The sequence below is a fragment of the Shinella zoogloeoides genome, from assembly GCF_022682305.1.
GTDB classification, from domain to species: domain Bacteria; phylum Pseudomonadota; class Alphaproteobacteria; order Rhizobiales; family Rhizobiaceae; genus Shinella; species Shinella zoogloeoides_B.
Genome location: NZ_CP093528.1, coordinates 651,342 through 674,390, shown reverse-complemented (window position 1 = coordinate 674,390; position 23,049 = coordinate 651,342). Strand labels below are relative to the sequence as shown.

The window sequence follows — 23,049 nt, the reverse complement described above, 5'->3', positions numbered from 1 at the left end:
TATCTCTCTCGCTTGCCCGCCTTACGGCGGAAGTCACCCATATTCGAACAGCGCCGTCAGGCGTCGTCCGTCGTCTTGCTCTCATCCCGTCCGCCGCCGGCCTTGCCGGGCTCTCGCCCCGCCAGCCTGTCGACCGGATGGGGCGATGCCACCATGCCAGCCGCGCGCATGACGTTCAGAACGCCGGCACTGAAGCCGAGAAGAAGGAGAATGATCATTCCCCAAGGCCCTGTACCCGCAAAATGGTCCAAAAGATAGCCCAGAAGCGCCCCCACGATGACGGCCGCGACGAACTCGCTCGAGAGCTTCATGGCGACGGCGTAGCCCTTGCGGCTTTCCGATGCCCGTGCCTCGGCGGCGGCTTCCGCCCCGTCATCCTTGCGCCGTTCCGCGAGTTCCGCGTCCAGGCGTTTCAGTCGGTCTTCCAGACTTGCCTTTTGATCGTCGGCCATGGCGCTTTCCCCGTTCTCTTTCCGCGGTGCTTTCGCCCCATTGCGGACATATTGAAGGCTAGGATTCAAGCCATATCCGACCCCTTTCGAAGTCGGCCGCAACATAGTTTTAGGTGCCAGCATAGTCAAGGCATGGCGAAGCTTTGCGCAACACCAAAAATAGGCAACAAAATCAATAGATTACCGGAAATCAACAATGGAATGCGACTCTCCGCCCCGGGAATCGCACGGCCTCGGGCGCGGACTCACCGCGCCCCGGAAGTCCCCGGCGGAAGCCCTCAGCTCCAGCCGCCGCCATAGGTGCGGTAGAAGATGTGCTTGCCGATCTTGGCAACACGTTTCATCGTCCGGCCCCATGGCGGGTTCACGTAGGTGGCGTGATAGTGGGTGGAAGAGCCGACGTCGTCGATCCAGATCTTACCGGCCGTGACGGCCATGGCGATCTCCTTGGCGGTCTTCCAGTGCCAGGGCGAGAGGATCAGGTCGGGAATGCGGTCGCAGGCGAAGGAGAACTGGCAGCGTCCGCGCCAGTTTTCGTTCTGGTAGACGACGCCGCAGATGGTTTTCGGATAGGCGGGATTGCGCACGCGGTTGAGGATGACCTGCGCGACGGCGGCCTGCCCCTTCACCTCTTCGCCACGCGCCTCGAAATAGATGCCTTCGGCAAGGCATTTCTGTTCCTTGGCGGTGAAGACCCCGGCCGGCAGCGCAGTCGCGGCCCAGGCGTGGTCCTCCGGCGAGATGTCAGGAATGAAACGGCCGGTCTCTTCCTTCGGCTTGAGAATCGAATCGAAGGGCGATTCCCGGGCGTAGTCCGGCTCGACGCGCGCATAGGCGGTCGCAAGGATATCGGCCTTCTCATTGGTAACGAGGCTGGCGATCATCGGCGAGACGCCGGGATTCTTGTGGACCGGCTTCTTCTTGTAGAAGGCCGTGGCGATGGCGATCTCCTTGCCTTTGATATCGGGCTTGGCGAAGGCCATGCGCTCGCCGCTGTCGAAGGCAGGCGAGAGGAGCGAGCTGGTGCGCTCCAGGATCGAGCCGGCGGCAAAGCCCTTGGGCGGCGTGACGGGCAGGACGGCGACGATGCGGCCCTTCTTGTCGCGGCGGTTGATGCGGTCCTCGTCGGGAATCGCGCCCTCGCCCTTGTGCTCGCTGCGCAGCGCCGCCTTGATGCCGCCCGGAAGCTCCACCCCTGCCCCGTTCTCCACGCCGCCGGTCGTCATGGCGTCGGCAAAGGCGATCTCGACCTCGTGCACGGAACCGGCCGGCGAGCGGGTCAGCACCATGGTCTGGTTGCCGCCCTTGCGGTTGAGGCCGGCGAGATAGGTGGCAAGGTCCGTATGGGCGGCCTGCGTCGGAAAGCCCGCGACGAGGCCGAGACCGATGGCGAGGGGTATTTTCCATTCCCGGGACGTTTCAAGCACGCCCGGCGGCAAGGCTGCGGCACACATTTGCCGGAACTGCCGGAGAGACGCGAAAAAGCGGCCTGCACCTGCATGACGACTGCTACGCTTACGCAACTGACTACTCCGCACCCTGATGCGCGCACAGGCCCTTCCGCCGAAAAACACTCGGCGGGCCTTCCTGCCCGGATATGTTCGTAGGGAGCCGGCCGCGCCGAAGCACGGGCCTGAAGCGGCTCGTTCGCAGGGTAAAATGAAGCATTAACCTTGATGCTTGGTTAATGCTGACAAACCGGATCGGGGGAGGCTCCCGCCTCCCCTTCACGTTTTCGTCAGATGACGACATGCGAGCCGAGCTCGACCACGCGGTTGGTCGGCAGGCGGAAGTAGTCGGAGGGGTCGGTGGCGAGGTTGGCCAGCGCGATGAACAGGCGGTCTTGCCACATCGGCATGCCGGACTGTGCATCGGGCACCAGCTTGCGCCGGCCGAGATAGAACGAGGTCGACATGATGTCGAACTTGTGCCCCGCCTTACGCATGAGGCCGAGCGCCTGCGACACGTTCTGCGTCTCCATGAAGCCGAAGCGCAGCTCGATGCGCGAGAAGCGGTCCGAAATGCGCTCCACCGTGAAGCGCTCGGCCGGGATGACGCGCGGCGTGTTGGCGGTCTTGACGGTCAGGATGAAGTTCTGCTCGTGCAGAACATGGTTGTGCTTGATGTTGTGCAGCAGCGCGGCCGGGGCGAAATCCGGATCGCTGGTCAGGAAGATGGCGGTGCCCGTGACCTGGACGGGCGCATGGGCGCTCTGCTTTTCCACCGATTTGACGAAGGCCGGCAGCGGCACCTCGATGCGGCGGGTCTTGTCGCGCAGGATGCGCGTGCCGCGCGTCCAGGTCCACATCAGCACGACGACGGCGGCGGCGATGGTGACGGGCACGTAGCCGCCGTCGTGAACCTTCAGAAGGTTCGCGCCGAGGAAGGTGAGTTCCAGCAGGAAGAGCGGCGCAAGAACGGCGGCGGCGGCGAGCGGCGTCCAGCGCCAGCGGGCGCGCAGGAATTCGAAGGCGAGCACGGTCGTCACCACCATCGCGCCGGTGACGGAGATGCCGTAGGCCGTCGCCAGGGCCTCGGAGGAGCCGAAGATGAAGACGAGCAGCATGACGCCGAGCAGCAGCACCGTGTTCACGCCCGGCAGGTAGATCTGGCCGGTCTGGGTCTCCGAGGTATGGAAGATCTCCATGCGCGGCAGGAAGCCGAGATGGATCGCCTGGCGCGTCAGCGAGAAGGCGCCGGTGATCACTGCCTGGCTGGCGATGATGGTGGCGGCCGTGGCGAGAATGACGACCGGCAGCAGCGCCCATTTCGGGAACATCAGGAAGAAGGGATTGTCGATGGTCTCCGGGTGGGCGAGCACCAGCGCGCCCTGGCCGAGATAGTTGAGCGTCAGCGCCGGAAACACCAGGCAGAACCACGCCCACTGGATCGGCCGGCGGCCGAAATGGCCGAGGTCCGCATAGAGCGCTTCCGCCCCGGTCACGGTGAGGAAGACCGCGCCGAGCACGACGAGGCCGACATAGCCTTCGGTCAGCATGAAATGGGCGGCGTAATAGGGATTGAAGGCCGAGAGGATGCCGAGATCGTCACTGATATGGCTGATGCCGCCAAGCCCCATGACGATGAACCAGACGGCCGTGATCGGCCCGAAGAACTTCGACACCGCCGCCGTGCCGAGCGACTGCACGGCAAAGAGCATGACGAGAATGACGACGGAAATCGGTACCACATAGTCGCCGAGCGTCGGCGTCACCAGCTTCAGGCCTTCCACCGCCGACAGGACCGACAGCGCCGGCGTGATCATGGCGTCGCCGATGAAGAGCGCGCCGCCGATGGCCCCGAGGAAAAACAGGATGGCCGCATGCCGGCCGGCGGTCTTGGAGAGCAGCGCCAGCAGGGACAGCGTGCCGCCCTCGCCGTGGTTGTCGGCGCGCAGCAGGAAGAGCACGTACTTGATCGTGACGATGATCGTCAGCGTCCAGATCATCAGCGAGATGAGGCCGATGATCTCGCCCCGCTCGACGCCGTCACGGGCGACGGGCCGCAGTGCCTCGCGAAAGGCATAGAGCGGGCTGGTGCCGATGTCGCCGTAGACGACGCCGACAGAGCCGAGGGCGAGGAGGAACAGCGCGCGCGGCCGGCTGTGGGAATTCGGTGCGCTACCAGCGTGTGACTGCATCGGGCGATCCGGCTCTAGAGCCAGCCTTTCCAGCGGAAGAAGAAGAACGGGAGGATGGCCGACAGCACCATGGCCGCAAGCGTCAGCGGATAGGCGTAGTCGACATGCAGTTCCGGCATGAATTCGAAGTTCATGCCGTAGATCGAGGCGATCAGCGTCGGCGGAAGCAGCACGACGGAGGCGATCGAGAAGATCTTGATGATGGCGTTCTGCTCGAGATTGATGAGGCCGAGCGAGGCGTCGAGCAGGAAGGTGATGTTGCCGGCGACGAAGCCGGCGTGTTCGGACAGCGACTGCACGTCACGCGTCACCGTGCGGCAGAGTTCGAGGCTGTCGCGGTCGGATTGCAGCGCCGGAAGCGCATGCAGGAAGGTCAGCACGCGCGACAGCGACATCAGGCTGTCCCGTGTCTTGGCGACGAGGCGGTGCAGCGCCGAGACCTGCACCACCCGGTCCTCCAGATAGCGCGGCGGGCGGCGCGACAGGTGCCTGTTGTCGCCGAACACCTCCAGGGACAGCCTGTCGGCGCGGGCGACGGCGATCTCCAGAATCTCCGCCGTGCGGTCGGCGACCGTCTCCAGCAGCCGGGTGATCATGACGGTCGGCGAGGAACAGCCGCCGGGAATGCGGGGCATGCCGCTCCTGAAGAGCGCGAAGGAGCGCGGCTCGGCATAGCGCACTGTGAGCAGCTTGCCGGCGGTCAGGATGAAGGCGACGTCCGTCAGGTGCGGCAGGTCGCTTTCCGCCTTCACCATCAGGGAGGCGGTCATGTAGGCGGCGTTGCCGTCGGTATAGAGGCGGCTCGACGGCTCGATGTCCTTGAGTTCGTCGCGCGTGGGCACCTCGATGCCGAGGACCCGCTCGATCAGCGCCTCCTCGTCGCGGCCCGGCTCGACGAGATCGATCCAGACGGCGGCGGCAAGGGCCTCGACGGCGGCCGAATCGGCTTCTGCCGGCAGGGTGCGCGCCTCGCCATTGGAACGGAAAACCGTGATCACCGGCGAGTGGCTCCGGAACGGACCATCGCTCACACTCCTGATTGGACGCCGCCGTCAACGGTCGGCCGCGCATATTGCGCGGCGCAACATAAAAATCAAGCGCGCGCCGCAGGCCGCCTCCCGCCGGCCGACGCCCCGGCCGCTCGACATGTTTAATCAGGCTTTAATCAAATGCTGCGAACGTGCCCTAGCGCTTGTATGAGCACAAGCCTACCGGTCCCTCCGGTGGACGATTTCAGCGTCGCTGGCCGCTGTCATTCCCGTGTCCCAAGGCGCGTTCCGTGCCGATCAGCATGTTTTCGGAATGCCAGACACAGGCGAGGACTGCCATAATGAATGATGTAGCGTCGTCAGACGCGCACATCCGGCTGGGAATGTTCGAGGCGGCGTGCGACATCCTCGCCGCGGCCGTGATCGTCTATGACAAGGACGACCGCCTCGTCTTCGCCAGCCGCCAGGTCCCGCGCTACTTCCCCCTCGCCCCCGAGATGCTGCAACCCGGAACGCGGCTGCGCGACGTGCTGGGCGCGATCTTCGACAGCGGCGTGCGCTACGGCATCACGCCCGAACAACGCGGCAAGGCCGCCAACCGCGAGGAGTGGATCTCCACCCGCATTTCAGCCCATTGGCGCGAGCTGCACGACGCCGTCGAGCGGCTCGGGCGCGACCGCTGGGTCCATTTCCGCAAGCGCCGCCTGCCGAATGGCTACAATATCACCACCCTCGTCGACGTCTCCGAGCAGAAGAAGCAGGAAGAACAGTGGCGTTCGGACCTCGAGCGCATCGCGCTGACCGAGGAAATCCTCGAGACCCTGCCCTCGCCCATGGTCATCAAGGACCGCAACCTCACCTATATCGCCGTCAACAAGGCGTTCTGCGCGATCTACGACGCGGCCGCCGACGGCATCCTCGGCCGCTCGGTCTGGGCGCTGGCGGATGCCGAGAGCGCCGGGCGCATCGAGGCGAGCGACCGCAGGGTGCTGGAGACGGGCGAACCCTTCACGCTCGCCGAGCATATCGTACGCGCCGACGGTTCCGATCTCTACGTCGTCACCCGCAAATACCGGATCGGCGCGCCGGGGCACCACGCCGTCGTGACCATCATGGAGGACATGACGGCCTTCGCCGCCGGCGAACAGGCCATGGCGGACGCGGGCGACGCGCTGCTGCGCGTGCCGGGCGGCTTCGTGCCGGCGCAGAACTGCTTCGATCCGGTGCGCGACGCCGAGCGCCACCTGCTGCTGGACCAGATTCCGCCGGAAGAGCTTCGGGCCGCCCAGGGCAGGCGCGTCCTCGTCGTCTCGCCCAATCCGCGGATCGCGGATATCCTCGTCAGCGAGTTCAAGGTGCGCGGCGCCGACTGCTGCGCGGCGCGCGACATGCCCGAGCACGACGCCTTTCTCACACTCGCGCAAGCACGCGGCCTTGCGGTCGATCTCGTCGTCATTGACGACAACCTGCCCGGCCATGGCGGTGCCGGGGAAAACCGCTTCGGCATCACCACCTGCCTGATTGCGCCCGACGGCATCGGGCCGGACTTCATGCGCGCGCTCGAGGAGGAGCACGAATTGCTGTCCGACGACGAATCGCCGCTCGGCGGCATCCTCACCTCCACCACGCTTTCCGACGACTGGTACATCGCGACCGACATCACCAGCATGCCGCCGACCGCCCTTGGCGACGTCGAGGTGCTGGTCGCCGAGGACAACCAGATCAACCAGTTCGTCTTCTCGCAGATCTTGGAAGGCATGGGCATCTCGCACCGCATCGCCGAGAACGGCGAAGAGGCCGTCACGCTCTGGCGCAAGCACCAGCCGCGCCTCGTCCTGATGGACATCTCCATGCCCGTCATGAACGGCATCGACGCGACGCTGGAAATCCGCGCGGCGGAGAAGCTGACGGGAACCCACACGCCCATCGTCGCCGTCACCGCCCAGGCGCTCAACGCCGACATGCAGAACTGCCTGGACGCGGGCATGGACGACTACATCACAAAGCCGGTCAGCCCCGACATGATCGAGGTGATCTACCGCCGCTATGCCGGTGCACGGCTGGAGAAAATCGTCGCCTGACCGGAAACGGACGGTCAATCCCCTAGAAATGGGGAGGCGGAGGGCAGGTCTGGGGATCGCCCGCTATGCATTTGTTAACGGTCATGTCGCATCTTGGGCTGTCGTCTAAAGCAGGGCAAGTACGGGAAATCATTGATGAAGTCTGCTGATCATGCGGCGCTGGATGTTTCCCAGACTGACCTTCATGCCATGGCCTACACCGACCCGCTCACCGGGCTTGGCAATCTCTACCGGCTGCGCGACAAGGTGCGCCAGATCGCCAAGGAGCGCGAGGAAGACCCCGCGCCGTTTGCCATCGGCATCGCCAATCTCGACGGCTTCAAACCCATCAACGACCTATTCGGCCCGCGCGCGGGCGACGAGATCCTCTGCCAGGTGGCCCATCGCCTGAAGGCCTGCATTCCCGACGGCGCGACCGTCACCCGTCATGGCGGCGACGAGTTCGCCTTCGTGCTGCCGCTCGTCTTCGAGCGCAAGGGCGCGGAGAAGATCGGCCAGATGCTGCGCGAGGTGCTGTCCGCGCCCTTCGACCTCGGCGACCGCAACGTGCGGCTTTCCGCCTCCTTCGGCTTCGCCATCTATCCGTTTGCCGGCGAAGACTTCACCGAACTGCTGAAGAGCGCCGATACCGCGCTCTACCGCTCGAAACGCCGGGGCCGCGGCCAGATCACCGTCTATTCCCAGGAAATCGCCCTGGAGATGAAGCGGGCGACGCAGCTCGAGCAGGCGCTGCGCAACGCCATCATCGCTAACGAGGTGGACGTGCACTTCCAGCCGATCGTCAGCCTGCGCGACGACACGGTGGTGGGCTTCGAGGCACTGGCGCGCTGGTGCGACGCCGATCTCGGCTATGTCTCGCCAGCCGTCTTCGTGCCGCTCGCCGAGGAGCGCGGCTTCATCGACGCGCTTTCCGATACACTGCTGCGCAAGGCGGCGGAAGCGGCCCTGTCCTGGCCGAAAGAGCTTTTCCTCTCCTTCAACCTCTCCTCCGCCCAGTTGATGGATCCCAAGACGGCGTTCAACACGCTGGCGATCCTCAACCGCGTCGGCCTGGACCCGCGCCGGCTGGAGCTGGAGATCACCGAAACGGCCGTGATGACCGACGCCGACACCGCGCAGAAGATCGTGGGCGAACTGCGGGCGGCGGGCGTGCGCATCTCGCTCGACGATTTCGGCACCGGCCAGTCGAGCCTCGGGCGCCTGCGCGATTTCACCTTCGACAAGGTGAAGATCGACCGCGCCTTCGTCTCGCGCATCTCCAACGACAAGGCCTCCGAGCACATCATCAAGGCCATCGTCGCCATGTGCGAGGGCCTCGATCTGGCTGTCGTCGCCGAGGGCATCGAGGATTTCTCCGAGGCGCTGAAATTGAAGGCGCTCGGCTGCGGCATGGGGCAAGGCTATTTCTACGGCAAGCCGGCCGACGCGGTCGCCACCCTGCGCTTCCTTGCCGACCGCTATGTCAGCGTCGAAGGCCGCGCCGCTTCCTGACGCCTGTGCCTTAATATGCCAGTTCACTAAATTTGCACCGATCCATTTAGCTGTCCGGCAAAGAGTTCCCGCTATCGTCCATCCCATGGCATTGTTTTGAGGGATGGAGCCAGGAATGCAGACCATCAAGGATATGCCCGTCCGAGGGAACGACCGCTCCAGGGTCCGTATCTTCGCAACGGTGAAGGTGATGCACCAGTCGACGCGCGCCCGCGTCGTCGATCTCTCCCCAACGGGAATGGCCTTCGACATCGAGACGCCGATCCATATATCGCCCGGCCAGATCGTGACGGTGGAGAGCGAGGAGCTGGGCCGCCTCAGCGGCACCGTTCGCTGGTACTCCAATGGCCGCCTCGGCATCCAGTACAAGCTGTCCACCAACGCGCTGGCGCAGATTTCCTCCTACTTCCGCTTCTTCCATGAAGAGGTTCGGCCGGTCCTGCGCCGCTAGCGAAAGAAAAAACCCGGCGGCGCAGAGATCGCCACCGGGCTGGAGGTCAGGATGACCGCCGGGCTTATTCGGCCGGCGGGGTCGTGGCCGGGGCCGTGCCCGTATCGGTCGTCGACGAGGTCGTCGAGGTATCGACCGGGGTGTTGGCCTGGCGTTCGGCAACCTGCTGCGCCTTGGTCTTGAATTCCGGCGCGGCCTGCAGGCTTTCCGCCGTCTCGGTGGTCGTCAGCTTGACGTCGTCCGAATCCGGGACCTGCGTGATCGCGATCTTCTCGAACGGCACCGCGAGCCACTTCTCGCCGATACCCAGGAAACCGCCGACGCCGATGACGGCCGCGTCGATGCCGCCGCTCTTTGCCATGATGAGGTCGGAGATCTTGCCGATGCTCTCATCGGCGCTGTTGTAGACCGCCTGGCCAATATAGGTGTTGGCGCTGATCTGCTCGTCCGACTGGGCCGTCAGATAGGTGCCGTCACCGGCCGGAGCCTGCGCGGTGTCCTCAGCGGGCGTCACCGGCGTCTGGGCCGTGTCCTCGGCGGGTGTGGTCGCGGGGGCCTGCGCCGTGTCGTCCGGGGTCGTGCCCTTGGCGGCCTCGCCCGTCATGCCGGGCTGTTCCATGGTCTGGCCGGCGGCCGGCTGGCTGGCGTCCTGCGCATGAACCGCCGGCGCCATGGCGGCGCCGAGGAAGAGTGCACCAGCGGCAACGGAAGTAAGAAATGTCTTGGTCATTTTGAACCTGCCTTTCGTCTCGTTGGCATCAAGGCGCGGCGGCTTCGAAAGCGCCCGTCCGCACCGGCTGATGGACAAGGAACGACGACATCCGGCTTTGGTTCCGATGAAAATTGCCCTGTTTTTGATCGCAGTCATGCAAAAGGCGCGGCCCTTCCCGGGAAAACCGGAACGCCGCGCCTTTCAACCATGCAGGAATATCAGAGCTTGAAGGCCGGCTCGAAGCGTCCCTTGACCGCAACGCCCAGCTCGAAGGTCTGGCCGGCATGGGGATCGGCAAGGCGCGCCGCAGCGTCCATGCCCGCCCAGGCGGAGGTCACCAGCAGCCGGTCGGCCTTTTCGCCGATGAAGGCCGGGCAGCTCGACTGCGAGGCGGGAACGAGATGGCGCGCCACCTTCGTGCCGTCCGGCTTGTAAACCTCGACCGCGCCCGCGCCCCAGCGGGCGTTCCAGATCAGCCCGTCCGCATCGCAGACCGACCCGTCGACATCGCCCGGCGTTCCGCTCTCATCGCTGAGGATGGAAAGTTCTCCCGAGGGCAGGCCCGTCTTCGGATCGAGCGCCACCTTCATCAGCCGGTTGACATCGGAATCGATGAAATAGCCGGTCGCGCCATCGGGCGAGAAGCAGATGCTGTTCGGGATGGTGATGTTGGAGAAGAGCCTGGTCACCCGGTCTCCGGCGACATGGTAGATCGCGCCCGAATGCTTTTCCGCATTGCGCCCCATCGTGCTCGCCCAGAGCGCGCCGGAGGGGTGCACGCGCCCATCGTTGGAGCGGTTCGCCGCGTTGTCCTCCAGCGTGACGAAGGGCGCGAGCGCGCCATCGGCGACGGTGCGGATGAAGAGGCCCTTGTCGGAAACGACAAGCTGGCGCCCGGCATCGACGACGGCCAGCACGCTGCCGAGGAACGGCAGGTCGTGCACGACCTTCGCCATCGTCGCGAGGTGGAGTTCGTGCAGCTTCTGGCCCTTGATATCGAACCAGAAGGCCTTCCCGCTCGCCGGGTCGTAGGTCGGGCCTTCCCCGAGCTGGCAGTCCACGTCGCAGAGCGTGCGGCCGGAGAAGGAATGAGTCGCGGTCATCGGCCCGCTCCGTAGACGGCGTCATAGGCTTCGAGCGTGGCTCGGGCGCGGACGCGCACGTCGGCGGCGCTCATGCCCGGCTTGTAGAGGCTGGAGCCGAGGCCGAAGCTGCGGATGCCGATGGCGGCATAGTCGCCGAAATTCCTTTCCGACACGCCGCCGACGGCGGCGATCTCCAACTCGGCCGGCAGCACCGCGCGGATCGCCTGGATGCCGGCGGGGCCGAGCACGCTGGCGGGGAAGAATTTCAGGCCCGTCGCGCCGGCGCGCGCGGCGGCAAGCGCCTCCGTCGGGGTGAAGACGCCGGGCATCGTCACCATGCCCTTGGCGGCAGCAGTGGAGATGACGTCAGGCTCGACATTCGGGCTGACCATCAGCCGGCCGCCGACCTCGTCGAGGCGGTTGACATCGGCGACCGTCAGCACTGTGCCAGCGCCGATCAGGCAGCCTTCGGGTGCGAGCTTCGCGGCGATCCCGATCGACTGGAACGGCTCGGGCGAATTCAGCGGGATCTCGATGGCGGTGAAGCCGGTTTCGATCAGCGCGCCGACGACCGCCTCCGTTTCCGCGGGCTTCAGGCCGCGCAGGATGGCGATCAGGGGATATTTCATGGGGGGGAAGGGAATGCGGCTCATTGTTCTCGCTTTCTCAGAGGGACCAGAGCGCCCTGGCGCCCGCGGCAAGGCCGTTTCGCACGGCGGTATCGGCATCGATGACAGAGGGGGAGAGGCCGGCGGCGGCAAGCGCCTGCCTGTAGAGCGCGCCAAGCCCGCCCGAGACGACGAGCGCCACCGGCGTGCCCTCGGCGACCATCGACAGCGCACCGGCGATCTCCAGCCCGATGAGCGTGCCCGACAGCCGCGCCCGGGCGTCTTCCGGCGAAAGGCCCGCGATCAGCGAACCGGCGCGCACGGAGAAGAGCTGGCTCGTCGCCAGCGCCGGGTTTTCCACCATGCGCTTCACGGCGGTGCGGAAGGCGGCGCTGTCGCCGGGGACCGCGCCGGCCTCGGCGATGGCGTGGCTGAGGATGGTGTGCTTCGCGACGGCCTCGAAAAGCTCGCCGGTCATGAAGGTGGAGAAGCCCTCGACCTTGCCGCCGGATAGTCGCACCCACTTGCTGTGCGTGCCGGGCATGCAGACGAGGTGGTTGCCGCCGCCGAGTTCGCCGGCCGCGCCGAGCAGTTGCGTCTCCTCGCCGCGCATGACGTCCGGGGCTGCCGCATCGCGCTGGGCAAGACCGGGCAGGATGCGGATATCCGCCTCGACCCCGGGAATGCGCACGGCAGCGGCCGGAATGGCGGATAGCGCGGCGGGCGTATCGAGGTAGCCGGCCTCGACCCAGCCCTGTTTCGCACCGGCCATGCCGCAGATCAGCACAGGCAGGCCCTCGGGCGCGGAAACGGCGGCGAGATGGCTCGCCAGCACCTCGGCAAAGCCGGTGCGCGCGGCGACCGTCATGCCCTCGGCACTACGGCGCTCGGCGAGCACGCCGCCGTCCTTGCCGATCAGCCAGAGACGGAAGCTGGAAGTGCCCCAGTCCACCGCGACATAGGCGGGTTGGGGAGCGGACCTTGTCATCAGAGCATGCCTCCATCGACGATGAGCGTTTGCGCGGTGATGGCGGCGGACACATCCGACGCCAGGAAAAGGCAGGGGCCGACCATGTCTTCGGCCAGCAACGAGCGCTTCAGGCATTGCCGGGCGATACCCTCGGCGGCGGCGTCCCCATCGACCCAAAGGCGCTTCTGCCGCTCCGTCAGCACCATGCCGGGCAGGATGGCGTTGACGCGGATATTGTCCGGGCCGAGACGGCCGGCGAGCGACTTGGTGAGGCCGATGATGCCGGCCTTGGCGGTGGCATAGGCCGGCAGCTCACCCATGTTGAGCAGGAAGGCGATGGAGGAGAAGCCGACGATCGCACCGCCGCCGCCCGCGCGCATATGCGGCGCGGCGGCCTGCGCGGCGAAGAAATGATGGCGCAGGTTCACCGCCTGGTTCTCGTCCCAATAATCCGGCTCGACGTTTTCGAGATCGTGCCGGTCGTCACGCGCCGCGTTGTTGACCAGCACGCGGATGCCGCCGAGCGCCGCGGCCGCCTGTGCGACGGCCGCGCGCAGGGCGTCGATATCGCGCAGGTCCACCTTCCTGTAGAGCGGCGTATGCTCGGCCTTGCCATCGAGCGAGGCGACCAGTTCGCGACTCTCCGTCTCCGCGATATCGAGGAAGGCGACACGCGCGCCCTCGGCCGCAAATCCCGCGACAAGCGCAGCGCCGATCCCCGAGCCGCCGCCGGTGATGAGCACGCCTTTTCCCGCGAGGTCCGGATAGCGGCCCGCCATCGCCTGTCTCCCGACAATAGTTCCAATATTTAGAGTTCCAATATTTGGAACACAGTTTGATTATTCGGAATTATTTCGCTAGGATACGTCCCTGTCAAGAGAGCGGCGGAGCGATGCCATGCGCAAGGGAACGGAAGAGGACGGCGGCACCGGCACGCTCGGCAAGGCCATCGCCGTACTGGAAACGGTGGCGCTTTCCGACCGGCCGATGCGCTTTACCGATGTGCTCGCCGTCAGCGGCCAGCCGCGCGGCACGCTGCACCGCCAGCTCTCCCATCTCGTGCAGGAGGGACTGCTGGACCTGCGCCCCGACCACGCCTATGTGCCGGGCCTGCGCCTCCTCAAGCTCGCCTCGGCGAGCTGGGCGCGCAACGAGTTCCGCGCCGTCGCCGCGCCCTATCTCGACAGGCTGCACCGGGAGACCGGCGAGACCGTGCATCTCGGCGTGCTGCGCGGGCGCGAGATCATCTATCTCGACAAGGTGGAAAGCCGACAGGCCGTGCGCATGAACTCGCAGATCGGCAACGCCTCGCCGGCCTATTGCACCGGCGTCGGCAAGGCCGCGCTTTCGGCGCTCCCTCCCGCCGCGCTCGACGCGCTGCTGGACGGATTGGAATTTCGCCGCTTCACGCCGCAGACAATTGCCGACCGCGTGTCCCTTCTTGCGGAACTGGCCGATATCCGCGCCTGTGGCGTCGCCTACGACAGGGAAGAGCACGAGCCGGGCATCCGCTGTGTCGCCGCGCCGATCGTCGATCCGGGCCGCGCGCTTGCCGCCGGCGTGTCGGTGACCGGGCCGGCCTACCGGGTGGGACCGGAGCAGCTTGCGGCATGGGCGCCCCATGTGCGCCTCGCCGCGGAGGCGATAACCGGCGAACTGTCGGCAAGGCTCGGCCCGCAACGCTAGGATGCCCCGGGGAGCGGACATTCTGCCGTGAAGTTGTCTTCTCTTGCGATTTTACGGTAAATTAGAAAATCACACTGGACGTGGGATGGGGCCACCATTAGCTTTCTGCGTGACCGGCCTGCGGGCTGCGTCGCACTGCGCGTACTTGAGGCGCGGTTTTCGAAAAGACTTGCATTGGGATACGGGGGTTCCTGAGGCGGGCAAGTGCATTGTGCGGGCAGATTCTGCCGCACGGGCGCGTGCATTGCTGAAGGAAGTTGAATATGGCGGATCGATTCCACACGACATCGGCGCGATTCCCGAATGCCTGGGGGGCGGACACCTCCGGCTCGCAGGACGACATTGTCGAGGCCCTTGACGGTATCGTCCGGCGCCACGGGTTCCGCGGCTATCTCCTGATCAACGTCCCCTCCGAAACCTCGACGGATTTCTCCTCCAACGTGCTGCTGACGTCCTGGCCGGACGAGATGCTCAGGACCTACGATCATGCCGGCCTCATCTTCGGCAGCCCGGTCATCGAGCACCTGCGCCAGAGCACCAATCCCTTCACCTACGACGCGGACGGCACCAACCGCCGCCGCGCAGACGGCAAGGCGGCCATCGCCGCCGATCTCTTCCAGCGGCATGGCCTGTCGCGCGGCGCCTATTTCCCGGCGCACAATTCGGCGGGCCTTCGCGGCGCACTGGCCTTCGGCGGCACGCGCGAGGCGCTGACCCCGCGCGAGATGGCCGAGCTCAATGCACTGGCCAACACCGTCTTCACCCAGGTCCTCGAACTGCGCGCCGGCGACCGGCAGGCCGTCTCGCTCTCACGCCGCGAGATCGAGTGCCTGTCCTGGGCCTCGGCCGGCAAGACCAGCATGGAAATGTCCGAAATCCTCGGCCTCTCCGAATATACCGTCAATCACTACCTGAACCGCGCGACGCGCAAGCTCGACGCGGTCAACCGGGTTCAGGCGGTCGCCAAGGCGATCCGCGCCGGACTTTTGAACTGATGCATAATCACAAGCCAAGCAATTTTCTGGAATGCGTGCGGTCCCGCTCCATTTGCTTGAAGACGAGGAACAACCGATGCGGGGCACCATGACGGCCGACGAGACCAGCAGGAGCGAGAACCAGCTTCAGGACGAAGGCGCGGAAATCGCCGCCCTCGAGACGCAGTTCGACATCGTGCGCTACATGCGGCGCAAGTGCGAGGAATACGGCCTCAAGTACTTCGTCGTCTTCACCCTGCCCGGCTTCGAGGCGGAAAAGCTGTCCGCCTATTCCATCGTCAGCAACTGGCCGCAGGAAGTCCTCGCCAAATACGACGCGCTGCGCATGGTCCGCCACAGCGCCGGCATCCGCAAGCTGCGGCTGACCACTGTTCCCTTTTCCTACGACATGCGGGAATGGATCGGCGAATCCTCCGAGCAGGCCGATTTCAGCGAGCTGCTCGCCCTCATGACCAACCACGGCATGCTGGTCGGCCACTTCTTCCCGGTACACGACGCGCTCGGCAACCGCGGCGCCGTCGTCTGGGGCGGGGACAGCGCCTCGCTCGGCCGCGACGAACGCCTGATGCTGCAAATGATCTCCGTCCATCTCTTCAACCGGCTGGCCGAGATCGGCTCGGCCTGGAAATCCGGCCAGGTGGTGCTCACCGACCGCGAGATCCAGTGCCTTTCCTGGACGGCGGCGGGCAAGACGAGCCTGGAGATCGCCGAGATCCTCGGCCTTTCCGAGCATACGGTGAACCACTACCTCAACCAGGTCACGCGCAAGCTGGAGGCGGTCAACCGCACCCAGGCCGTGGTGAAGGCCATCCGCCGCGGGCTGATCGCCTAGCCGCAAGGCTGCTGCTTCCCGTCGCAGGTAAATTCGTTTGGCGGCGGCCTTTCCGTACACTATCTACGGAAGAGGCAGCGGCCGTGCCGCGACGGGATTGATCGAGGGTTTCATGACGGATGTAAGCAAGGAACAGGTGCTGGAACGATTGCGCACGGTGCGCGGGCCGGAGATGGACGGCAATATCGTCGATCTCGGCCTCGTCTCGGATGTCTTCATCTCCGACGGCAAGGCCTATTTCTCCATCACGGTGCCGGCCGAGCGCGCCCGCGAACTCGACCCGATGCGCGCCGCCGCCGAGCGCGTCGTCAAGGAAATCCCCGGCATCAAGGCCGCCATGGTGGCGCTGACGGCGGACAAGCGCGCCGCTTCCGGCCCCGCCGCCGCCCGCGCGCCCTCCCCGCCGCCGCCCGGCCGCGGCACCGCGCATGACCATGCGGGCCACAATCACGCGGGCCACGCGCATGCCGCACCCGGCCAGCCGCAGCAGCGGGCGAAATCCGGCATTCCCGGCGTTAACGCCATCATCGCCGTCGCCTCGGGCAAGGGCGGCGTCGGAAAGTCGACGACCTCGGTGAACCTTGCTCTGGCGCTGAAGGCGAACGGCCTTCGCGTCGGCATTCTCGATGCCGACATCTACGGCCCCTCGATGCCGCGCCTCCTCAAGATTTCCGGCCGGCCGCAGCAGCTCGAAGGCCGCATGATCAAGCCGATGGAGAATTACGGCATCAAGGTCATGTCCATGGGCTTCCTCGTTGACGAGGAAGTGGCGATGATCTGGCGCGGGCCGATGATCCAGTCGGCGCTGATGCAGATGCTGCGCGAGGTCGCCTGGGGCGATCTCGACGTGCTCGTGGTCGACATGCCGCCGGGCACGGGCGATGCGCAGCTCACCATGGCCCAGCAGGTGCCGCTCGCCGGCGCCGTCATCGTCTCCACCCCGCAGGACCTTGCCCTCATCGACGCGCGCAAGGGCCTCAACATGTTCAGCAAAGTCGAGGTGCCGGTGCTCGGCATCGTCGAGAACATGAGCTATTTCATCGCCCCCGACACCGGCAACCGCTACGACATCTTCGGCCATGGCGGCGCGCGCAAGGAGGCCGAGCGCATCGGCGTGCCCTTCCTCGGCGAGATGCCGTTGACCATGGATATCCGCGAGACCTCCGATGCCGGCACGCCGGTCGTCGTCTCCAACCCGGACGGCGCGGCGGCGAAGATCTACCGCGCCATCGCCACGCGCGTCTGGCAGGAGCTTGAGGCGGTGCAGGGCAAGGGCACGCGCGGCGCGCCGGCCATCGTGTTCGAGTGAGAACCCTCACGCTTCCCTTCCGTCATCCTCGGGCTTGTCCCGAGGATCTGCTGACGCATCGAAAACAGAAACGCCGTAGATCCCCGGGACAAGCCCGGGGATGACGGAAGAGAGGTTGCAGGATTGCCCCTGCATAAGCTGCCGCCCCCACTGGCGGGCGGCGGGCGAATCCGCGAAAATGACGCCATGACCATCAGGCAGCTTTCCGAAACCCTCATCAACCAGATCGCGGCCGGCGAAGTGATCGAACGGCCGGCCAGCGCCGCCAAGGAGCTGATCGAGAACGCGTTGGACGCGGGCGCGACGCGCATCGAGATCGCGACGGCCGGCGGCGGCAAGACCCTGCTGCGCGTCACCGACAATGGCGGCGGCATGGCTCCCGTCGATCTGGAAATGGCGATCCGCCGGCACTGCACCTCCAAGCTCGACACCGACCTCCTCGACATCCGCACGCTGGGCTTTCGCGGCGAGGCCCTGCCCTCCATCGGTTCGGTGGCGAAGCTCTCGCTGCTAAGCCGCACGGCGGAAGCCGGCGAAGGGGCGGAGATCAGCGTGACGGGCGGCAAGGTGGCGCCGGTGCGCCCCGCCGCGGCCAATCGCGGCACCGTGGTCGAGGTGCGCGACCTCTTCTTCGCCACCCCCGCCCGCCTCAAGTTCCTCAAGAGCGAGAAGGCCGAGGCTTCGGCGATCTCGGACGTGGTGCGGCGCATGGCGATCGCCTTCCCGCATGTGCGCTTCGTACTGTCAGGCTCCGACCGCACGACGCTGGAATTTCCCGCGACCGGCGAGGACCGGCTTGCCCGTATCGCGCAGGTGCTCGGCCGTGATTTCCGCGACAACGCCATCGAGATCGATGCCGAACGGGAGGGCGTGCGGCTGACCGGCTTTGCCGGCGTGCCGACTTTCAACCGCGGCAACAGCCTCAATCAGTTCGCCTTCGTCAACGGGCGGCCGGTGCAGGACAAGCTGATCTGGTCCGCGCTGCGCGCCGCCTATGCCGAGACCATCCCGCATGGGCGCTACCCCGTCGCGGTGCTTTCCATCGACATCGACCCGGCGCTGGTCGACGTCAACGTGCATCCGGCGAAATCGGATGTGCGCTTCCGCGACCCGGGTCTCGTGCGCGGTCTCATCATCGGCGCGATCCGCGAGGCGCTGGCCCGCGAAGGCGACCGCGCCGCGACGACGGGCGCCAGCGGCCTGATGCGCGCCTTCCGGCCGGAAGCGCAGCGCCCCGCCGCGCCCTGGACGCCTTCCGCCTCCCCCTACCGCCCCTTCGAGGCCGCCTCCCCGGCGGCATCCTTCCGCGAAACGCAGGCGGGCTTTGCCGAATTCGCCACGCCCTCGGCGCGCAGCGAGCCGGTCTTCACCCCCTCCGTCCGCGAGGAAGAGCCGCCGCAGCGCCACCCGCTCGGCGCGGCGCGCGCGCAGCTTCACGAGAACTACATCGTCGCACAGACGGAAGACGGGCTGGTCATCGTCGACCAGCATGCCGCGCATGAACGCCTGGTCTTCGAGGCGATGCGCAACGCGCTGCATTCGCGCGCCGTGCCGGCGCAGGCGCTGCTCATCCCCGAGATCATCGACCTGCCGGAAGACGATTGCGACCGGCTGGTCGCCCATGCCGAGGAATTCGCGACGCTCGGCCTCGGCATCGAGCGTTTCGGTCCCGGCGCTGTCGCCGTGCGCGAGACGCCGGCCATGCTGGGCGAGATGGATGCGGCCGGCCTCATCCGCCAGCTTGCCGACGAGCTTGCCGAATGGGACACGGCGAGCGGCCTGAAAGCCAAGCTCGAATATCTCGCCGCCACCATGGCCTGCCACGGCTCGGTGCGCTCGGGCCGGCGCATGCGGCCGGAGGAAATGAACGCGCTGCTGCGCCAGATGGAGGCGACGCCCGGCTCCGGCCAGTGCAACCATGGGCGCCCGACCTATATCGAGCTGAAGCTTTCCGATATCGAGCGGCTGTTCGGCCGGAGCTGAAAAGGCTGGAAATTTAGGCCTTACCGCGATATTGCAGGGCGAGACGTTTTTGAGGCGGATACTGAGATCGATGATGAACCGTTTGGAAGGCCGCGGCGGCAGCCGTGAAGCGAAGATCCGCTATCTCGACGGCGATTTCCAGATCCTGATGCCCGGCACCCATGTCATCTGCGCGATGACCGGCGAAACGGTGCCGGTGGACGAGCTGCGCTACTGGAGCGTCGCCCGGCAGGAAGCCTATGTGAGCTGTGCTGCATCGCTCGACGCGGAAAAGCGCGCGGGTGTGTTGCCGAACCAGAAGAAATAAGCCTGCCTTATTTCTCCGCCAGCCGGCGCAGCTTGCGCCGCCGTGCATTGTCGATCGCCGCATCGATGATCGCATCCGGCCCCTTCGGGTCGTCAAAGCGGATTTCCACTTCGATCACCCTGCTCTTCTCCTTCAGTTCCTCCGACCGGCCGTGGCCGCCGCCGAGCCGCACGCTGTCCTTCGCCGTGGTCAGCAGCTGGTAGCCGAGCGCTTCGGCATGGTCGAGGATCTCCTCCACCTCGTCGTCGCTGAGATAATGGTGATCGGGGAAGCTGCGCGTGACGTAGAGATGTGCGCCGGTCTCGTTGACCGTGCGGAAGAACTTCTCGTTGTCGGCGATGCCCGACCAGGCCATGACGACCTGGTCCTTCAGGTCTTCCGCCCCGACGGTGACGAGCGTTGCAGGGTGGATCGCCTTGCCGGCGCGTGCCGCCTGACGGATCAGCCGGTCCGCCGCGTCGCCGTCGCCGATGGCCAGCAGGGCGCTCGCCTGCCGCATCTGCTCGCCGAGCGGCGCGCGGACCGGGCCGCTCGGCACCAGATGGCCGTTGCCGATGCCGCGGCGCGTGTCGATGACGAGCAGCGCATAATCGAAGGTGAGCTGCGCGCTCTGGAAGCCGTCGTCCATGATGATGAGGTCGGCGCCCTCCTCCACCAGCTTCATCGCGCCCTTGGCGCGCTTGCGCGAAATGACGGTCAGCGCTTCGCGGGCGAGCAGCAGCGGCTCGTCGCCGACAGCGCGGGCGCGATGGTGGTGCGGGTCGACGACGGTGGTCACGTCAAGTGCGCCGCCGTAACCGCGCGAGAGGAAACCGGGTTTCAGACCCCGCGCCTTGGCGGCACGGGCGATGGCGATGGCGGTCGGCGTCTTGCCGGCCCCGCCCACCGTGAAATTGCCGACGCAGATGACCGGCACCGGCACGTCGACGCGGCGGGCCTTGCGCATGCGCCGGCCGGCCACGAGGCCGTAAAGCCGCGAGACGGGCCAGAGCGCATAGGCCCGCCAATCCGGCTTCGTCCACCAGAAGGGTGGCGCTTCACTTACCATTCGATCCCCCGCGGGCGTCCCTGCCCGGTCCGTTGCGACCCAAGAAACGCGAGAACTTGAGGAAAATCAACTGCAGGAACTTGCCTGTGGAGTGTCGCCCCTCATCCCGCTGCCGCGACCTTCTCCCCGCAGGCGGGGAGAAGGAGGCCGAGGCACGGTTTTCACCAGAAACAAAAGACTGAAAGGAAGCCAGGGCAGCTTGTCCCTTCTCCCCGCTTGCGGGGAGAAGGTGCCGGCAGGCGGATGAGGGGCGAGGCAGCCTGTTCACGCCGCCGGGCGCGCCACCGCCGCGGCCGGAAGGAGCGGCAGAAGCTCGGTGATGTCGTTGAGGCAATGGTCGGAGGCGTCCGACAGGGAGGCGCGCGAGCCGGTTCCCGTCAGCACCGCGACGGTGAGGCCAGCGCCGGCATTGCGGCCCATATGAAGGTCGTGGTTGTTGTCGCCGACGACGGCGACCTGATGCGGCTCGAGGCCCGTCGCGGCGCAGAAGCCGAGGACCATGCCCGGCTCCGGCTTGGTGCCGAAACCGCTGTCATAGCCGGCGACATAGTGCAGGTAGCCATCGAAGCCGAAGCGCTTCGCGGTCGCGCGGATCGAGGCCTCGTTGTCGCTGGAGGCAACGCCGAGCCAGTAGCCGCGCTCGTGCATGGTGGCGAAGAAGCGGGCAAGGTCCGTGACGGCGACGGCGAGCTGGGCGGAATTGGCAAAGAGCCCGTCGAAGCGCTCGGCCAGCGCCGCGACCGTGAAGGGCGCACCGGCGGCGACGAGGCCTTCGGCGATCTCCACGGTGTTGCCGGCGGCAAGCAGACTGTCCGGGGTGACGTAGCCGGTATCCGGGTCCATGCCGCCCGCGACCAGCAGCTTGCGGGCAAGGGCCTCGTCTCCCGCGGCAGCGATGCGGGCAAGCTCGTAGTTCACCGGCACCCAGCTTTTGGCATAGTCGAGCAGCGTACCGTCCTTGTCGAAGAGGATGCCGGAGATCGTCGCTGCCTTGGTCATACCCTGTCCTTTCGGGAAGTCTCTTCAGGAGGTCTGGCGCGGATGGAGCCGCGCCTTCACGGTGAGCGGATTGATGTATGGTTCCAGCCCCTTGATCGTGGCGCGCAGGGCGCCGCGCATCTCCTGCACGGTCTCCTGCCCCGCATCGATCATCTGCCGGCGCATCTCATCATTCGCGAGCAGATAATGCACGCCCTTGGCCAGCATTTCCACATCGCGCACCATCTTGGCGCTGCCGTTGCGGGCGAGCTGCTGATAGGCCTCGCGGAAATTCTGCACATTGCCGCCGGAAAGCACCGCACAGCCGAGCATGGCTGGCTCCAGCGGGTTCTGCCCGCCCTCGGCGAAGAGAGAGCGGCCGACGAAGGCGATCTCCGTCATGCGCAGGTAAAGCCCCATCTCGCCGATCGTGTCGCCAAGGAAGATATCGGTATCAGGCGTCAGCGGCTCGCCGGAGGTGCGGCGCACCACCTTGAGGCCCCGCGCCGTCAGCATGTCGGCGACGGCATCGCCGCGCTCGGGATGGCGCGGCACGATGATGGTGAGAAGGCCCGGCGTGCGCTCCTTGAGGGCGCGGTGCACGTTGCCGGCGGCTGCCTCTTCCCCCTCGAAGGTGGAGATGGCCGCCCACGTGCGGCGGCCCGGGATCTGATCGAGATAGGTCTTCAGCACGGCCGGGTCGACCGGCGGCGCGTCGGTATCGACCTTCAGGTTGCCCGAGACCATGACAGGCAGCGCCCCCAGCGCGCTGAACCGTTCGGCATCCGTCTCCGACTGGGCGATGACGAGGGCGAAGTTCTCGAAGAGCGCATCGGCGATGGCGTGGCGGCGCTTCCAGCGCGGGAAGGAACGGTCCGAGATGCGGCCGTTCACCAGCACCTGCGGGATATGGCGCTTGCCGAGTTCGAGGATGGTCATCGGCCAGATCTCCGACTCCGCCATGATGGCGAGGTCGGGATGCCAGTATTCGAGGAAACGGCTGATGGCCGGCTTCAGGTCGAGTGGCACATATTGGTGGATGACGTCGGAGCCGAGCCGGTCCTGCACCACCTTGGCGGAGGTGATGGTGCCGGTCGTCAGGAGCACGGCGATGCCGCGCCGGCGCACCTCCTTGATCAGCGGCACGATGGCGTTGGTCTCGCCGACGCTGGCCGCATGGAACCAGACGAGAGGTCCGGCGGGCCGCTCGACGCTGGCGATGCCGTAGCGCTCGCGGCGGCGCGACCGCTCCTCCTTGCCCTTCGCAACTCGCAGCGCGAGATAGGAGCCGATGGCCGGATAAAGCGCCAGGCCGCCCCAGCGATAGAGCGAAAGCGCGGCGCGGGCGAGCCGTCTGCTCATGGGCGAACCGCCTGCATTCGTCTTCCCGCGCTGTTCCGGCTGTTCACCATCATGGAGATCCGTCCTTATG

The 23,049-nt window shown here is 66.4% G+C and carries 22 protein-coding genes; 10 read left to right on the top strand and 12 right to left on the bottom strand.

Annotation, left to right across the window (positions count from 1 at the left end; all coding sequences use genetic code 11):
• Window positions 1-56: 56 nt before the first annotated feature.
• The 4 genes from MOE34_RS03285 to MOE34_RS03270 form a co-directional block, all read right to left on the bottom strand.
• On the bottom strand, window positions 57-452 hold the full coding sequence (locus tag MOE34_RS03285; protein WP_242220977.1) for an AtpZ/AtpI family protein: 396 nt from the start codon (window positions 450-452) through the stop codon (window positions 57-59).
• A 278-nt stretch (window positions 453-730) separates the two neighbouring features.
• Window positions 731-1,879, bottom strand: coding sequence for a cell wall hydrolase (locus MOE34_RS03280; protein ID WP_242220975.1), 1,149 nt, complete (start codon window positions 1,877-1,879; stop codon window positions 731-733).
• A gap of 311 nt (window positions 1,880-2,190) precedes the next feature.
• The gene (locus tag MOE34_RS03275; protein ID WP_242220974.1) at window positions 2,191-4,092 is read right to left on the bottom strand and encodes a potassium transporter Kup; all 1,902 of its coding nucleotides are present in this window, start codon (window positions 4,090-4,092) and stop codon (window positions 2,191-2,193) included.
• A 14-nt stretch (window positions 4,093-4,106) separates the two neighbouring features.
• Window positions 4,107-5,090 (bottom strand): magnesium transporter CorA family protein, encoded by a 984-nt coding sequence (locus MOE34_RS03270; protein WP_431522407.1) that lies wholly within the window; start codon window positions 5,088-5,090, stop codon window positions 4,107-4,109.
• A gap of 332 nt (window positions 5,091-5,422) precedes the next feature.
• On the opposite strand from MOE34_RS03270, the gene MOE34_RS03265 reads away from it, so the two are divergent.
• The 3 genes from MOE34_RS03265 to MOE34_RS03255 all read left to right on the top strand — a co-directional run bounded on the left by MOE34_RS03265 (window position 5,423) and on the right by MOE34_RS03255 (window position 9,104).
• On the top strand, window positions 5,423-7,162 hold the full coding sequence (locus tag MOE34_RS03265; RefSeq protein WP_242220972.1) for a response regulator: 1,740 nt from the start codon (window positions 5,423-5,425) through the stop codon (window positions 7,160-7,162).
• 135 nt (window positions 7,163-7,297) lie between these two features.
• Window positions 7,298-8,653: a putative bifunctional diguanylate cyclase/phosphodiesterase gene (locus MOE34_RS03260; protein ID WP_242220966.1), complete on the top strand. Its 1,356-nt coding sequence runs from the start codon at window positions 7,298-7,300 to the stop codon at window positions 8,651-8,653.
• Between the two features lie 115 nt (window positions 8,654-8,768).
• The gene (locus MOE34_RS03255; protein WP_242220964.1) at window positions 8,769-9,104 is read left to right on the top strand and encodes a PilZ domain-containing protein; all 336 of its coding nucleotides are present in this window, start codon (window positions 8,769-8,771) and stop codon (window positions 9,102-9,104) included.
• A gap of 64 nt (window positions 9,105-9,168) precedes the next feature.
• On the opposite strand, the gene MOE34_RS03250 is transcribed toward MOE34_RS03255, so the two are convergent.
• Entirely contained in the window at window positions 9,169-9,834 is a 666-nt protein-coding gene (locus MOE34_RS03250) for a PRC-barrel domain-containing protein (RefSeq protein WP_242220962.1), read from the bottom strand.
• On the opposite strand from MOE34_RS03250, the gene MOE34_RS03245 reads away from it, so the two are divergent.
• Window positions 9,827-10,045 (top strand): hypothetical protein, encoded by a 219-nt coding sequence (locus tag MOE34_RS03245; protein ID WP_242220961.1) that lies wholly within the window; start codon window positions 9,827-9,829, stop codon window positions 10,043-10,045. The genes MOE34_RS03250 and MOE34_RS03245 overlap by 8 nt on opposite strands.
• Here MOE34_RS03245 and MOE34_RS03240 read toward each other — a convergent pair.
• From MOE34_RS03240 to MOE34_RS03225, 4 genes are read right to left on the bottom strand one after another with little or no spacing between them, the layout of a single operon-like run.
• On the bottom strand, window positions 10,035-10,919 hold the full coding sequence (locus tag MOE34_RS03240; protein WP_242220959.1) for an SMP-30/gluconolactonase/LRE family protein: 885 nt from the start codon (window positions 10,917-10,919) through the stop codon (window positions 10,035-10,037). The two genes, MOE34_RS03245 and MOE34_RS03240, sit on opposite strands and share 11 nt — an antisense overlap.
• Window positions 10,916-11,554, bottom strand: a complete 639-nt coding sequence (locus MOE34_RS03235; RefSeq protein ID WP_242220957.1) for a 2-dehydro-3-deoxy-6-phosphogalactonate aldolase — start codon at window positions 11,552-11,554, stop codon at window positions 10,916-10,918. The genes MOE34_RS03240 and MOE34_RS03235 overlap by 4 nt, the downstream gene beginning before the upstream one ends.
• A gap of 13 nt (window positions 11,555-11,567) precedes the next feature.
• Window positions 11,568-12,497, bottom strand: a complete 930-nt coding sequence (locus MOE34_RS03230) for a 2-dehydro-3-deoxygalactonokinase (RefSeq protein ID WP_242220955.1) — start codon at window positions 12,495-12,497, stop codon at window positions 11,568-11,570.
• Window positions 12,497-13,258 (bottom strand): SDR family NAD(P)-dependent oxidoreductase, encoded by a 762-nt coding sequence (locus tag MOE34_RS03225; protein WP_242220953.1) that lies wholly within the window; start codon window positions 13,256-13,258, stop codon window positions 12,497-12,499. The genes MOE34_RS03230 and MOE34_RS03225 overlap by 1 nt, the downstream gene beginning before the upstream one ends.
• 118 nt (window positions 13,259-13,376) lie before the next feature.
• On the opposite strand from MOE34_RS03225, the gene MOE34_RS03220 reads away from it, so the two are divergent.
• The 6 genes from MOE34_RS03220 (at window position 13,377) to MOE34_RS03195 (ending at window position 19,591) form a co-directional block, all read left to right on the top strand.
• Complete coding sequence (locus MOE34_RS03220; RefSeq protein ID WP_242220951.1) at window positions 13,377-14,165, top strand: IclR family transcriptional regulator; 789 nt, start codon at window positions 13,377-13,379, stop codon at window positions 14,163-14,165.
• A 263-nt stretch (window positions 14,166-14,428) separates the two neighbouring features.
• On the top strand, window positions 14,429-15,160 hold the full coding sequence (locus tag MOE34_RS03215) for a helix-turn-helix transcriptional regulator (protein WP_242220949.1): 732 nt from the start codon (window positions 14,429-14,431) through the stop codon (window positions 15,158-15,160).
• A gap of 76 nt (window positions 15,161-15,236) precedes the next feature.
• The gene (locus MOE34_RS03210) at window positions 15,237-15,992 is read left to right on the top strand and encodes a helix-turn-helix transcriptional regulator (protein ID WP_242220947.1); all 756 of its coding nucleotides are present in this window, start codon (window positions 15,237-15,239) and stop codon (window positions 15,990-15,992) included.
• A 112-nt stretch (window positions 15,993-16,104) separates the two neighbouring features.
• Window positions 16,105-17,301, top strand: coding sequence for an iron-sulfur cluster carrier protein ApbC (gene apbC, locus MOE34_RS03205; protein ID WP_242220946.1), 1,197 nt, complete (start codon window positions 16,105-16,107; stop codon window positions 17,299-17,301).
• A gap of 186 nt (window positions 17,302-17,487) precedes the next feature.
• Window positions 17,488-19,284 carry a DNA mismatch repair endonuclease MutL gene (mutL, locus tag MOE34_RS03200; protein ID WP_242220944.1) on the top strand — a complete coding sequence of 599 codons (1,797 nt, stop codon included), beginning with the start codon at window positions 17,488-17,490 and terminating at the stop codon, window positions 19,282-19,284.
• 70 nt (window positions 19,285-19,354) lie between these two features.
• Entirely contained in the window at window positions 19,355-19,591 is a 237-nt protein-coding gene (locus tag MOE34_RS03195) for a DUF2093 domain-containing protein (protein WP_160785405.1), read from the top strand.
• Window positions 19,592-19,598: 7 nt separating this feature from the next.
• On the opposite strand, the gene lpxK is transcribed toward MOE34_RS03195, so the two are convergent.
• The 3 genes from lpxK to waaA all read right to left on the bottom strand — a co-directional run bounded on the left by lpxK (window position 19,599) and on the right by waaA (window position 22,979).
• Entirely contained in the window at window positions 19,599-20,639 is a 1,041-nt protein-coding gene (lpxK, locus tag MOE34_RS03190) for a tetraacyldisaccharide 4'-kinase (protein WP_242220941.1), read from the bottom strand.
• Window positions 20,640-20,903: 264 nt separating this feature from the next.
• Window positions 20,904-21,638: an HAD family hydrolase gene (locus tag MOE34_RS03185; RefSeq protein WP_242220939.1), complete on the bottom strand. Its 735-nt coding sequence runs from the start codon at window positions 21,636-21,638 to the stop codon at window positions 20,904-20,906.
• Window positions 21,639-21,662: 24 nt separating this feature from the next.
• Window positions 21,663-22,979: a lipid IV(A) 3-deoxy-D-manno-octulosonic acid transferase gene (gene waaA / locus MOE34_RS03180; RefSeq protein WP_242220936.1), complete on the bottom strand. Its 1,317-nt coding sequence runs from the start codon at window positions 22,977-22,979 to the stop codon at window positions 21,663-21,665.
• Window positions 22,980-23,049: the final 70 nt, after the last annotated feature.